General features: G+C 62.2%; 13 protein-coding genes. 10 read left to right on the top strand and 3 right to left on the bottom strand.

The window, feature by feature from the left end; genetic code table 11:
- The first annotated feature begins 7 nt into the window (after window positions 1-7).
- Complete coding sequence (locus KSW38_RS00100) at window positions 8-754, top strand: phosphoglyceromutase (RefSeq protein WP_216921237.1); 747 nt, start codon at window positions 8-10, stop codon at window positions 752-754.
- Window positions 755-904: 150 nt separating this feature from the next.
- On the opposite strand, the gene phoU is transcribed toward KSW38_RS00100, so the two are convergent.
- On the bottom strand, window positions 905-1,558 hold the full coding sequence (phoU, locus tag KSW38_RS00095) for a phosphate signaling complex protein PhoU (protein ID WP_216921234.1): 654 nt from the start codon (window positions 1,556-1,558) through the stop codon (window positions 905-907).
- Window positions 1,559-1,756: 198 nt separating this feature from the next.
- On the opposite strand from phoU, the gene KSW38_RS00090 reads away from it, so the two are divergent.
- Both KSW38_RS00090 and KSW38_RS00085 read left to right on the top strand, forming a co-directional pair.
- Window positions 1,757-2,998: a sensor histidine kinase gene (locus KSW38_RS00090; protein ID WP_254185983.1), complete on the top strand. Its 1,242-nt coding sequence runs from the start codon at window positions 1,757-1,759 to the stop codon at window positions 2,996-2,998.
- Between the two features lie 59 nt (window positions 2,999-3,057).
- Window positions 3,058-3,738: a response regulator transcription factor gene (locus tag KSW38_RS00085; RefSeq protein ID WP_216921232.1), complete on the top strand. Its 681-nt coding sequence runs from the start codon at window positions 3,058-3,060 to the stop codon at window positions 3,736-3,738.
- Between the two features lie 82 nt (window positions 3,739-3,820).
- On the opposite strand, the gene KSW38_RS00080 is transcribed toward KSW38_RS00085, so the two are convergent.
- On the bottom strand, window positions 3,821-4,366 hold the full coding sequence (locus tag KSW38_RS00080) for a hypothetical protein (protein ID WP_216922765.1): 546 nt from the start codon (window positions 4,364-4,366) through the stop codon (window positions 3,821-3,823).
- A gap of 292 nt (window positions 4,367-4,658) precedes the next feature.
- Here KSW38_RS00080 and KSW38_RS00075 point away from each other — a divergent pair, with 292 nt between their 5' ends.
- The 6 genes from KSW38_RS00075 (at window position 4,659) to rlmB (ending at window position 9,476) form a co-directional block, all read left to right on the top strand.
- Window positions 4,659-5,141 carry a CarD family transcriptional regulator gene (locus KSW38_RS00075; RefSeq protein WP_011690592.1) on the top strand — a complete coding sequence of 161 codons (483 nt, stop codon included), beginning with the start codon at window positions 4,659-4,661 and terminating at the stop codon, window positions 5,139-5,141.
- Between the two features lie 66 nt (window positions 5,142-5,207).
- Entirely contained in the window at window positions 5,208-5,990 is a 783-nt protein-coding gene (gene ispD, locus KSW38_RS00070; RefSeq protein ID WP_216921229.1) for a 2-C-methyl-D-erythritol 4-phosphate cytidylyltransferase, read from the top strand.
- Window positions 5,990-6,553 carry a 2-C-methyl-D-erythritol 2,4-cyclodiphosphate synthase gene (gene ispF / locus KSW38_RS00065; RefSeq protein WP_216921226.1) on the top strand — a complete coding sequence of 188 codons (564 nt, stop codon included), beginning with the start codon at window positions 5,990-5,992 and terminating at the stop codon, window positions 6,551-6,553. The genes ispD and ispF overlap by 1 nt, the downstream gene beginning before the upstream one ends.
- Window positions 6,546-6,902, top strand: a complete 357-nt coding sequence (locus tag KSW38_RS00060) for a hypothetical protein (RefSeq protein ID WP_216921207.1) — start codon at window positions 6,546-6,548, stop codon at window positions 6,900-6,902. Before ispF ends, KSW38_RS00060 begins: the two co-directional genes overlap by 8 nt.
- Before the next feature lie 35 nt (window positions 6,903-6,937).
- Entirely contained in the window at window positions 6,938-8,407 is a 1,470-nt protein-coding gene (gene cysS / locus KSW38_RS00055; protein ID WP_216921204.1) for a cysteine--tRNA ligase, read from the top strand.
- A gap of 79 nt (window positions 8,408-8,486) precedes the next feature.
- A complete protein-coding gene (rlmB, locus tag KSW38_RS00050; RefSeq protein ID WP_216921202.1) occupies window positions 8,487-9,476 on the top strand; it encodes a 23S rRNA (guanosine(2251)-2'-O)-methyltransferase RlmB in 990 nt (329 codons plus the stop codon).
- Between the two features lie 365 nt (window positions 9,477-9,841).
- On the opposite strand, the gene KSW38_RS00045 is transcribed toward rlmB, so the two are convergent.
- Window positions 9,842-10,651 carry a carbon-nitrogen hydrolase family protein gene (locus KSW38_RS00045; protein ID WP_216921194.1) on the bottom strand — a complete coding sequence of 270 codons (810 nt, stop codon included), beginning with the start codon at window positions 10,649-10,651 and terminating at the stop codon, window positions 9,842-9,844.
- Window positions 10,652-10,890: 239 nt separating this feature from the next.
- On the opposite strand from KSW38_RS00045, the gene glgX reads away from it, so the two are divergent.
- A complete protein-coding gene (glgX, locus tag KSW38_RS00040) occupies window positions 10,891-13,005 on the top strand; it encodes a glycogen debranching protein GlgX (RefSeq protein ID WP_216921191.1) in 2,115 nt (704 codons plus the stop codon).
- The last annotated feature ends 5 nt before the right edge of the window (window positions 13,006-13,010 follow it).

The raw sequence follows: 13,010 nt of genomic DNA, 5'->3' as shown, positions 1-13,010 counted from the left end.
GAAAACCATGACTTACAAGCTGATTCTGCTGCGCCACGGCCACAGCGACTGGAACGCCAAGAACCTGTTCACCGGTTGGGTGGACGTAGACCTGAACGACCAAGGCCGCGCGGAAGCAGTGCGCGGTGGGGAACTCCTGGTTGAGAACAACATCCTCCCGGACATCCTGTACACCTCGCTCCTGAAGCGCGCCATCAACACCGCCAACATGGCCTTGGACAAGGCCGACCGCGGCTGGATCCCGGTCAAGCGCGACTGGCGCCTCAACGAGCGCCACTACGGTGCGCTGCAGGGCAAGGACAAAGCCCAGACCCTCGCCGAATTCGGCGAAGAGCAGTTCATGGAATGGCGCCGCAGCTACGACACCCCGCCGCCGCCCCTGTCCGATGACAGCGAATTCTCGCAGGCGCACGACGTCCGCTACAAGGACCTCGGCGACGCCCTCCCGCGCACTGAGTGCCTCAAGGACGTCCTTATCCGCCTCCTCCCGTACTGGGAATCGGACATCAAGGAAGACCTCAAGGCCGGCAAGACCGTCCTGGTGACCGCGCACGGCAACTCCCTGCGCGCCCTGGTCAAGCACCTTGATGGCATCAGCGATGACGCCATTGCAGGACTGAACATCCCCACGGGCATCCCGCTGGTCTACGAACTGGATGAAGACTTCCAGCCGATCAACCCGGGCGGCACGTACCTGGACCCCGAGGCAGCAGCAGATGCGATTCTGGCTGTAGCGAACCAGGGTAAGAAGTAAGTTCTCCGCTACTGCCGCGGCGGCTGCTCGGTCGTTCCTCCCTTAGACGCAGCCCGCCCGCGGCACCAGCTAGTAAGCGGTCTTAATTGACGACGGCGGCCGGTCACCTCTCAGGTGACCGGCCGCCGTCGTTGGTTATGCGGGGACCCGCTAGAAGCCCTCAGGCTGCCATTCGCCCGTGACGAGGTATGTGACCTTGCGGGCCACGGAGACGCCGTGGTCAGCGAAGCGCTCGAAGTAGCGGCTGGCCAGGGCCACATCCACCGTGGTGGAAGCAGTCTCGTTCCAGCCGGGGGAGGCGATCGCCTTGAAGACGCTGAGGTGGAGATCGTCCACGGCGATGTTGATCTTGAGGATGTCGCGCGCGACCTCAAGGTTGCGGGTCTCGAGGAGTTCGGTGACCTTGGCCGTGATGTCGATGTCGTGCTGCGCCATCGCCTTGAAGGTCTGGGTCAGGGACGTCGGGATGACGGTCGCGGGGTAGCGGAGGCGGGCCAGCTGCGCCACATGGCGGGCGAGGTCACCCATGCGCTCCAGCGATGCGCTCATACGGAGCGAACCAACAATCATGCGCAGATCGCTGGCAACGGGGCCTTGCAAAGCCAAGATGTCGATGGCCCGTTCGTCGAGGCTGTTCTGCAGGAAGTCGATGCGTGCGTCTGCCGCGATGACGTCCTGGGCAAGATCGACGTCGGCGCCTTCGAAGGCCGTAGTGGCCTTCGTGATTGCTTCGTGAACCAGTTTGGAAATCTCGACGAGGTCGTCACCGACCTGGGTGAGCTCCTCCTGAAAAACCTTGCGCACTAAGGCGTCCTTTCCTTGGAAATCCTGTCCCATGCTGGGTGCGGATTTCAAAAACTATTGGGAGTCCAACCAGTAACTGTGTCAGGAGCCAGTGAACGGTTGCGCACCTTTAGATGAACGTTAGTTGAACCGCCCCCGTTTGGCATCGGATCAACACTTTGGCGTGATTCCAGAGCATAAGCTGGACACGTGGATCCGTTGCTTATAGGTGTCGTTGCAGGCTTGGTTGGCCTGTCACTGGGCGTCTTTGGCATGCTCGCTTTCAGGATCAGCGAACGGCAGCGCAGGATCGTGGACCTGGATGTTACCGAACCCCTGCTTCCGGAAGGTGCAGCGGAGGTGCTTGCCGTCGTCGGGCGCGCATTTGTGGTGGTCGATGCGATCGATGGCGTGGTCCGCGCGAGTCCGGCAGCGTACGCCTACGGCCTGGTTCGTGGCCACACCGTGGTTCACAAGCAGCTCCTGGACATGACCGCAAAGGTCCGCCGCGATGGCGTGATTCTGGAGGAACAGTACGAACTTCCCCGGGGGCCTCTCGGCAAGGGCACCATCGTGGTCCAGGTGCGGGCAGCAATGCTCGGCTGGGAGTACATCCTGCTGCTCGCCGACGACCGTACCGAGATCACCCGCACCGAGGAGATCCGCAATGACTTCGTGGCCAACGTTTCCCACGAACTCAAGACGCCGGTGGGCGCAATTTCGCTCCTGGCCGAGGCATTGGAAGCCTCGCCTGACGACGAAGAAGCCGTGCGTCGCTTCGCCAAACGCATGCATAAGGAATCCGGACGCCTCGCAGCGTTGGTCCAGGACATCATTGAGCTTTCCCGGCTTCAGGGCGCAAATGTTGCCCAGCAAGGCCACGCGGTGGACATCAACACTGTGATTACTGAGGCAGTGGACCGCTCGCAGCTCCCGGCAGAGAGCAAGAACATCCAGATTGTTGTGGGTGGCCATTCAGACTCCCTGGTGTTCGGTGACAGGGACCTGCTGGTCACCGCCCTTCGCAACCTGATCGACAACGCCATCCGCTACTCGCCGGAGAACACCCGGGTAGGCGTCGGAGTCCGGACCCGGGAGGGCGTGGTCGCTATCTCAGTCACGGACCAGGGCGAGGGCCTGACCCCGGAGGACCAGGAACGGGTCTTCGAACGTTTCTACCGGGTGGACGCTGCACGCTCCCGGCATACCGGTGGCACTGGCCTGGGCCTCAGCATCGTCAAGCACGTTGTGTCCAACCATGGTGGCGAGGTCACTGTGTGGTCCCAGCCTGGTCAAGGCTCAACGTTCACCATCCGGTTGCCCGAGATGGAAGGCCAGGACGACGACGCCGGCCTCCCGAGTCATGCTGCATCCACTGCCGGGTCCGCGGAGCTACCAGCGACGGGTGTTGCCGCCGTCGAAAGCCCGCACACCACCCAGCAACCGCATCACGCGAATTAACCGCAACACGCGAATAAACAAGTGGGCGCCGGCGGCGCCCAGGAGCAAGGAGCCAGCGCTTGAGCAGGATTTTGATAGTGGAGGACGAGGAGTCCTTCAGCGACCCCCTGTCCTACCTTTTGGGCAAAGAGGGTTTCGACGTCGAGGTAGTGGATAACGGCACTGACGCCTTGGTGGAATTCGACCGGAATGGTGCCGACCTCGTCCTGCTGGACCTCCAGCTGCCCGGAACACCGGGGACGGAAGTGTGCCGTCAACTGCGCCAGCGTTCCAGCGTGCCGGTCATCATGTTGACCGCCAAGGACTCGGAGATCGACAAAGTGGTTGGCTTGGAGCTGGGTGCCGACGATTACGTCACCAAGCCGTACTCCTCCCGCGAACTCGTGGCGCGTGTGCGCGCAGTGCTCCGCAGGCAGGGTGAGCCTGAAGAGCTGATCACCTCAACCGTGCAGGCCGGACCGGTCCGGATGGATATCGAACGCCACGTGGTGAGCGTGAACGGCGAGCAGGTATCACTGCCGTTGAAGGAATTTGAACTCCTTGAAATGCTGCTGCGCAATTCCGGACGTGTGCTCACCCGGGGCCAGCTGATTGACCGCGTGTGGGGTTCGGACTACGTGGGTGATACCAAGACGCTTGATGTCCACGTAAAGCGCCTGCGTAGCAAGATTGAGCCGGATCCGTCGGTTCCTAGGTACCTGGTTACCGTGCGTGGGCTGGGGTACAAGTTCGAGCCGTAAAGCTTCAATCAGCCACAATGACGAAGGAAGGGTTCCGCCGCAGCGGAACCCTTCCTTTGTTGTCTTACTTGAAGCGCGCCCGCTAGTGGCTGGCTGCTGCGGATTCGGTGGCCGTCGGCGTGGCAGTCGAGGTTGCCGTGGACGTCGGCGTGGCGCTCGAAGAGGGCAGGTACTCCTTGTACTCCGGGAGCGTGCCGTCAACTACGGGAACGTTGAGGGTAGCGGAATCAGAACCACTCCGAATGGTTACCGGGCTCAGTCCGCCGGGCTTGGTGCCAGCGGTGCTAAGGACCGCAGCGTCAGCCTCTTTGTTCAGGTACGTCTCTGAGTTTGCCTTAACGGGAATCTCAGTCTGGGAACCGTTTGCACCACTGATGGTCAGTGTTGCATCCGAGTTGGACTTGTTGAACACCGCGCCGATCACGCGGCCGGGCTGGTTCTCGCCGGAAGCGACTATCAGCATGTTGCGCAGCTCCAGCTGGCCGAGATCTGCTCTGACCCCGTCCGATGCTGAATACTGGTGGGAAGTCTGCTGGGCGTTGACGAAGCCGCAGCCGGTAACGGACAGAAGACCGACGCCGATTGCAGCCGCCGCAATTGCCAGCTTGCCGCGCTGGACAGTGTTCATCGCAGAATTGCGCACGACACCTACTCCTCAAGAGTCATTGGAAACTTTTCAGCCATAGCCTATCGGCAAACCAGCCGAAACAAGGATTCGAGAAGGCTTTATGGCGTACGCGACGGGGAAGGTCCGACGCGCAACTTGCCTCGCTGAAGCATCTTTCCGGGCCCACGTCAAGGGGTATCGCGAGCTCGTTTGGGGCCTATTTCCCTTTATTGGCGCGGCAGGACGGGCCGTCGGGTGCCAGTCGTATGCCTTAATCGTGATAGACTAGTCTGCGGGAAAGGGGAAAGTCCACATGGTTTTTGAGGTCGGCGAGACAGTAGTTTACCCTCACCACGGTGCAGCAAAAATTGAGGAAATCAAGATGCGCACCATCAAGGGCGAAGAGAAGATGTATCTCAAGCTCAAGGTGGCTCAGGGTGATCTGACCATTGAAGTTCCAGCAGAGAACGTTGACCTTGTTGGGGTCCGGGACGTAGTGGGCAAAGAAGGCTTGGAGCACGTATTTGACGTTCTCCGCGCCGAGTTCACGGAAGAGCCTACCAACTGGTCGCGTCGTTACAAGGCAAACCTGGAGAAGCTTGCTTCGGGCGATGTCATCAAGGTGGCGGAGGTCGTTCGCGATCTTTGGCGTCGTGATCACGATCGCGGCCTTTCCGCAGGTGAGAAGCGCATGCTGGCCAAGGCGCGGCAGATTCTGATTTCAGAACTGGCCCTGGCTGAGAAGACAGACGAAGAGAAGGCAGCAAGCGTTCTTGACGAGGTCTTGGCTTCCTAAGAATTGATCCCCGGTGGTGCGAAAGCGCCGCCGGGTTTCTTTTTGCCACAAAGTACTCTTGTCACCATGAGTATTCCTTCCAAGCGCGCTGTTACGGCGGTGATCGTGGTTGCTGCCGGTTCGGGCGAACGCCTCGGTTACGGCATGCCAAAGGCCAAAGTTCCGCTGGGTGGCGAAACCATCCTGATGCACGCACTGCGTGGCGTCGTCGCTGCCGACGTCGCGCGCCAGATCTGCGTTGCCCTACCCAAGGGGGATGCGGAACTCCGCCAACTGATTGCTGACTTCACTGTTGAACTGGTGGACGGTGGCCCGGAAGTGACAGTCGTCGACGGCGGGTCCACCCGTGCGGATTCCGTCCGCGCCGCTCTGGCTGCTTTGGAGGACGGCACCGAAGCCGTGCTCGTACATGATGCCGCCCGTGCCCTCACCCCCGAGCGCGTGTTCCAGCGCGTCGCCGACGCTTTGGCTTCCGGCGCCAAGGCCGTCATTCCAGCCATGCCCGTGGTGGACACCATCAAGACTGTGGCCCAGACCGGCGCTTCGGATTCTGCCATCGCCCCGGAAATTGTCACGGGGACAGCGCCCCGGGAACAGCTCAGGGCAGTCCAGACTCCACAGGGTTTCGAGCTCGCCACGTTGCGCCGCGCGCACGACGCCGCCGAGCTCTTTGATGACAAACAGGCCGCCGCAGTCACCGATGACGCCATGCTGGTTGAGCTTCTGGGCGTTCCGGTCCACGCCGTCCGCGGGGCCAGCCAGTCGCTGAAGATCACCACTCCGCTGGATCTCATCATCGCTGAAGGCCTCCTCGAGGGCCCGCTCGGAATGCGCTGGGTGGAAGGCTGATGGCGTCTCAGCAAGCTGCAAGCCGTCCCACCCACCTGGTCCTGCCCCGTACAGGGATCGGCGTCGACGTGCATGCGTTCGCGCCGAAGGACGATCCCCAGCCGCTTTGGTTGGGTGGCCTCTTTTGGGAAGGCGAACGAGGGCTGTCCGGACATTCCGACGGCGATTGCGTCGCCCATGCAGCTGCCGATGCCCTGTTTTCCGCCTGTGGTATCGGTGACCTTGGTACCCACTTCGGCACAGACCGTCCCGAATTCGCCGGCGCCTCCGGGGTAAAGCTCCTCGGTGAGGCCGCACGGATTGTCAGGGCCGCAGGGTTCGAGATCGGCAATGTCGCCGTCCAGTTCGTAGCCAACCGGCCCAAGTTCGGACCCCGCCGCGAAGAATCCCAAAGGGTGCTGAGTGAAGCCGCGAACGCACCCGTCAGCGTCACGGCCACCACCAGCGATGGCTTGGGATTCACTGGCCGAGGCGAAGGAATTTCTGCGGTTGCCACCGCCCTCGTTTACCCTGCGCCCGGCGCAACCGAGCCGGGTTCCACTGAAGGCGGGCTGAATGACTAAGGTGCATTCCGGCGTCGTGCGTTCCGCCGTGCTGCTGTCCGCGAGTGTGGCTGCGGCCCTCCTGCTCGGTGGCTGTGCAGCGACGCCGAAGATGGATGTGAAGGCCAGTTGCGAGTTCCTCAACAACGACACCTTCAAGCCCGATGGCAATCAACAGCAGCAGTCCAAGCAGATCGCTGCCCACTATCACGAGATCGCGGACAAGCTGGCTCCGGAAATTGGCGATCCCATCAAGGAGATGGCCGCCATCATGGACAAAGCCGCCGCTTCCTCGCTCGGGGCAACCACCCAGGAACAGCAACAGCAGTTGACCGTGCACTTCAACAAAATCGGCGAATACTGCAAGTAGGCAAGTCATGCCGCGTCATCGGCTAATCTGGAGCGGTGACCCTGCGCTTCTATGACACCGCCTCCGCCGAAGTCCGCGACTTCGTTCCCCTCGAACAGGGCAAGGCCAGCGTGTACTACTGCGGGGCTACTGTTCAGGGGATGCCGCATGTGGGGCACGTCAGGTCCGCAATCGCGTTTGACCAACTGACGCGCTGGCTAGAGTTCCGTGGCCTCCGCGTCACGGTGGTGCGCAACGTCACGGACATCGATGACAAAATCCTCGCCAAGTCCGAGCAATCCTTTGGCCCGGACTGGGCTGACGAGCCGACGGCGCGGAAAGACGAGGAGTGGTGGGCCTTGGCTTACCGCTACGAGCAGGAATTCGAGAACGCCTACGAATCCCTCGGCGTCCAGCGGCCGACGTACGAGCCCCGCGCCACCGGGCACATCCCGGAAATGCACGCCCTGATCCAGCGCCTGATCGACCGCGGGCATGCCTATCCCGCGCTGGATGACTCCGGAGATGTCTACTTCGATGTCCGCTCCTGGAGCAAGTACGGTTCGCTGACGCGCCAGAACATCGATGACATGCAGGGCGCTCCCGACGCCGACCCCCGCGGCAAGCGGGATCCGCGCGACTTCGCGCTGTGGAAGGGTTACAAAGACGGCGAACCCGTCACCGCCAAATGGGAATCCCCTTGGGGAGCCGGACGTCCAGGGTGGCACCTGGAATGCTCCGCCATGGTCACTAAATACCTGGGTACTCGATTCGACATCCATGGTGGGGGATTGGACCTTCGGTTCCCGCACCACGAAAACGAGATGGCACAGTCCCAGGCTGCAGGGGACGAATTCGCCAATTTCTGGATGCACAACGGCATGGTCACGTACGAGGGGGAAAAAATGTCCAAGTCGATCGGTAACACGGTGAGTCCCGCCGAAATGCTTGATTTGGCCTCGCCCCGGGTTGTCCGTTATTACCTTGGGCAGGCCCACTACCGTTCTGTGTTGGACTATCGGCCTACGTCGCTGCAGGAAGCAGCCGCCGCCGTCGAACGCATTGATGGCTTCATAGCCAAGGCCGCCGCGAAGGTGGGGCAGCAAGCCACTGAGCCGAAGAGCTATACCGAGGGTGCGCAGGCTGCGATGCCGGCCGCCTTCGTGGCCGCTATGGACGATGACCTCAACGTCCCGCAAGCGCTCGGCGTTCTGCATGAGACCGTTCGGGCCGGCAACACCGCCTTGGCTGCCGGTGATCTGGACGCCGTAAAAGACGCTCTCTCCAGCGTCCACGCCATGACGAATGTCCTTGGCCTGGATTCCGTGAAGCGCCCCGAGGCCGTGCAAAGCCGCGAACACGCCGCCCTGGAGGTCCTCGTGGAAGCGCAGCTTGAGGCTCGTGCCGCGGCCAGGGCCAACAAGGACTGGGCCGCGTCCGACGCCATCCGCGACACACTCTCGGCCGCCGGAGTCGTCGTCGAAGATGGTGCGGACGGCGCTACCTGGAGCCTGAAACGCGACTGACAAACCGCCGCCGCCGCCGAATTGCATTGGGTCAGTAGACTGGAATGCAGACTCATTAATTTCAAGCAAGGTGGACAGAATGGCCAACCACGGTCGCCCGGGTGCAATCCGCAAGAGCAAGAAGGGCCCCTCCACGGGTACCGGAGGCCACGGTCGCAAGGCCCTCGAAGGCAAGGGGCCCACCCCTAAGGCCGAGGACCGGACCTACCACAAGGCATACAAGAACAAGCAGCTCTCGGAGCGTTCGGCCGCCAAGCGCGGTCCAGCACGCCCGGGTACCGGTGCTCGCTCCGGCCCCAAGGGTCGCGCAACTGAAGAGCTGGTCACCGGCCGCAACTCGGTTGTGGAAGCGCTGCGCGCCGGCATCCCTGCCAAGGCCCTCCACGTTGCCATCCGCATCGAAATGGACGACCGCGTCAAGGAGTCCCTCAAACTGGCAGCCGAACGCGGCATCCCGCTTCTGGAAACCGGCAAGCCCGAACTGGACCGCATGACCGAGGACGCCGTTCACCAGGGCCTGGTGCTGCAGATCCCGCCGTACGAGTACGAGGACGCCTACGACCTCGCAGAGACCACCATCGCCAAGTGGAAGAAGGGGCATATCTCCAACGCCCCGATCTTCGTTGCACTCGACGGCATCACCGATCCCCGCAACCTCGGTGCGATCATCCGTTCCGTCTCCGCGTTCAGCGGCCACGGTGTCATCGTCCCCGAGCGCCGGTCCGTCGGCGTCACGGCATCGGCATGGAAGACCAGTGCCGGCGCAGCGGTCCGCGTACCCGTGGCCCGCGCGTCCAACCTGAACAACGCGCTCAAGCAGTTCAAGAACATGGGCATCTACGTCCTCGGACTTGATGGCGACGGCGACGTCTCGCTGCCCGACCTCACCGTAGCGACCGAGCCGGTCTGCATCGTGGTCGGGTCCGAAGGCAAGGGCCTTAGCCGGCTCGTGCGCGAAAACTGCGACCAGATCGTCTCGATTCCCATCGACTCCGCCATGGAATCGCTCAACGCATCCATGGCCGTGGGTATCTCGCTGTACGAAGTGTCGAGGCAGCGTTCCGCGTAATCCTCAGTAAGGCGCCGCAAGCGCCATCCTCCGTGTGCTGCTCCTCCGTCGCTTTGACGCACGCTTCCGGATGGCGCCAGCGGCGCCCTTGGATGCTCTTTCACTTCCCGGCGGTTTTTGGCCGATGCTTTCTCATATCCTGACTGTTTTCGGCAAACGCTCTCTCACTTCATGCTGGTGGGGGAGCGTTTGCTGTTCTCTGGAATGACGACGACGGCGGCTCCGGCTCGAGCGGTCCGGTGCGCTTTGGGAGGGGATGTGAGAGAAGATCCGCCCGAAACCCGCAGGATGTGAGAGAAGATCGGCCCGAAACCCACATGATGTGCGAGAACATCCGCCCGAAACCCGCAGGATGTGAGAGAAGATCAGAAGTCGCGGCGGTTGGCCAGGACCGGGAGCTTTTGGCGGGCTTCTTCCACCACGGCGGGGTCGAGGTCGGCGAAGAGGAGGCCGGGTTCGCCGTCGAGGGCTTCCAGGACCTGCCCGAAGGGGGACACGACGGCGGAGTACCCGACGCCCGTGGGCGCGGTGCCTTTCGCTTCGATGCCCTGGGTAGCAGGATCTCCTTGGCCGCAGGCAAGCACGAACGTGGTGGTATCCACCGCGCGGGCGCGGGAAAGGAGCTGCCATTGATCGGCCTTGCCCGGTCCGGCTCCCCACGATGCAGCCACGATATTTACCACGGCTCCGCGCAACGCGTTGGCTGTGAACAATGCGGGGAAACGGATGTCGTAGCAGGTGGCCAGGCCAAAGGTGACGCCGCCGACGTCGAACGTCACTGGGTCTGTTCCCGCCTCAACCGTGTCCGACTCTGCGAATCCGAACGCGTCAAAGAGGTGTATTTTGTCGTAGCTGGTCTCCACGCCGGGTCCGGTGGCAAGAAGAGTGTTGCGCACGCGGCCCCCACCGGAATCCGAAGCAGAGCCAGGCGTGAACATGCCAGCCACGATCACCAACTGAAGTTCCTCGGCGAGCTCGCGCACCCGGCCCGCCCAAGGGCCATCGAGGGGTTCGGCGATGTCCAGGAGGGAGTTACCGAACGCGCGCATCATTGCTTCGGGAAAAACGACAAGCTCTGCGCCGCCCTCCTTGGCACGGCGGGCGTACTCTTCCAGAAGCCGCAGATTGTCGGCCAGGTCCCGGCCAGTGATGACTTGAGCGAGTGCAACGCGCACGATTGAACCTCCAGTTCTGTCAGTCCCAGTATGGCAAGGCTGTCGCCAACACACAGCCGCAGCGACACATTCGGGGGAGCCGATACAAGTGTGCTGTTGCCCGGGCTGAAGCGTTCCAGCACGTGAGCGGCCCGGAACGACGGCCGCGGCCGGTGCTTGCCGGAAATTTGACGTGGTGCGCGCCGTCACACGTGCGGTCGACTCAGCACTCATCAGGTATGGAACTAAACTTGCAAGCAATGGTTATGCCTATTTTGGACCCAGCAGCCGCCCTGGATGCTTCGCGCCCCAGGCCCATCGGACTGAGCAAGCCCCAGCCCGACTTCTTTGATGACGTCACCCAGCAGACAGACAACGTCAACGTTGCAGTGTTTGCTCCGGACTTGGAACGCGTTGAAATCGCCTACCAGGCCCCGGGGGATGGTTGGCGGGTTCACACCCTTCCCAATCTGGAGGATGGTGTGCACTTTGGCATCGTCAGCGGCATGCCGCCAGGCACACGGTACGGTTTCCGCGCTGCTCCCCCTGAGGGCGGGCTGCCGATGTCAGTACCGGCAGTGGATATTGAGGACGACGGCGAACAGTCCCTGTTGCTGGATCCCTATGCTCGCGCAGTGGATCAGCGGGGCGAATTCCTAACGAGCGTCCACATGGCAACGGATTTCGACTGGGGCGATGACGCGCCGCCGCGGACTCCGATGCGTACGTCCGTAATCTACGAAGCCCACGTCCGTGGTCAGACGATGCTTCACCCGGACATTCCGGAACACCTCCGCGGCACCTATGCCGGGATGGCACACCCAGTGATGATCCAGCATCTAACTGAGCTTGGAATCACTGCGGTGGAACTCCTGCCCATCCACTTCCACCTGGACGAGTCACACCTCCAGGATCTGGGCATGACGAACTACTGGGGATACAACACCGCGGCCTTCTTTGCCCCGCACTCCGACTACGCCACTGAGGCTGCGCGGAACGCCGGTCCCCACGCTGTGCAGGACGAGCTCAAGGGCATGATTAAGCTGCTCCACGCCGCTGGCATCGAGGTCATCCTGGACGTGGTCTACAACCACACCGCGGAAGCGGGACCGGACGGGCCTGCGCTGAGTTTCCGCGGCCTCGCGGAGAAGCGCTACTACCGGCACGATGCGCATGGAAGGTATCTGGATACCACCGGGTGCGGCAACACCCTGGATTTCAGTGATCCCGTGGTGGTGGACCTTGCCTTGGATTCCCTGAGGTATTGGGTGAATGACTTCCACGTGGACGGCTTCCGCTTCGACCTCGCCGTGACATTATGCCGGGACGCCGGCAACCAATTTGATCCCAACCATCCCTTCCTGCGGGCCATTGCCGAGGATCCGGTCCTGTCAGAGGTCAAGCTCATAGCCGAGCCTTGGGACGTGGGTTACGGCGGTTGGCAGACAGGGCGGTTCCCGCAGGGATGGTCTGATTGGAACGATCATTTCCGCGACGGCGTCCGGCGCTTCTGGCTGTCAGACCGTGCCGCGATTGAGGCCGGCGGCCAAGGCGGCTCAGTCGCGTCGCTGGCTGAGCTGATGGCGGGTTCGGCGAGCCTGTTCGCGCCGTCCGGCCGCACGCGCTTGGCCTCGGTCAATTTCATCACGGCACACGACGGCTTCACGCTCAAGGACCTGGTGAGCTACGACCGAAAGCACAACGAGGCCAACGGTGAGCAGAACCGCGATGGCCATGGAGATAACCGCAGCTACAACCATGGTTTTGAAGGCCGCAGCGAGAACGAGGAAATCGTGGCGGCCCGCGCGCTGTCCATTCGGAACCTCATGGCCACTCTATTGTTGTCCTTCGGCGTCCCCATGATCACCGCCGGCGATGAGCTGGGCCGGACCCAGCAGGGCAACAACAACGCCTATTGCCAGGACAACCCGACGGCGTGGCTGGACTGGAGCAGGACCCAGGAAGCCAACGCAATGTTCCAAACCACCAGGGAGCTTGTCAGGCTTCGCCGGTGGTTCCTGCGCCATCAGCCCGAGAGCTTCCCCGCCCACGCGAATGATTCCAGCCTGCAATGGTTCGACGACAAGGGAAAGCGCATGACGCCCGCGCGTTGGAATGATCCCAACGCGCGCTCCATTCAGCTCCTGATGGGTCATGAGGACAGCGAAATCCGTGGCTTGATCGTGGTGAACGGCAGCAACCAGGACGTGAAGATGGTGCTCCCCGAGATCCTCAGTGAAACGGGGATCGGCAAGCGTATGTTCGAACTCCGGTTCACAACCTCGGTGCTGCATGAACGCAGGAAGGGTGCGCTGGTGGCGTCGGGCGAGCGGGATATCCTGCAGGCCAACACCATCAACATTTACCGCACCTAGGAGTT

This window comes from Paenarthrobacter aromaticivorans (genome assembly GCF_019038615.1).
Classification (GTDB): Bacteria; Actinomycetota; Actinomycetes; order Actinomycetales; family Micrococcaceae; genus Arthrobacter; species Arthrobacter aromaticivorans.
This window is presented reverse-complemented; position numbering and strand designations above follow the sequence as displayed.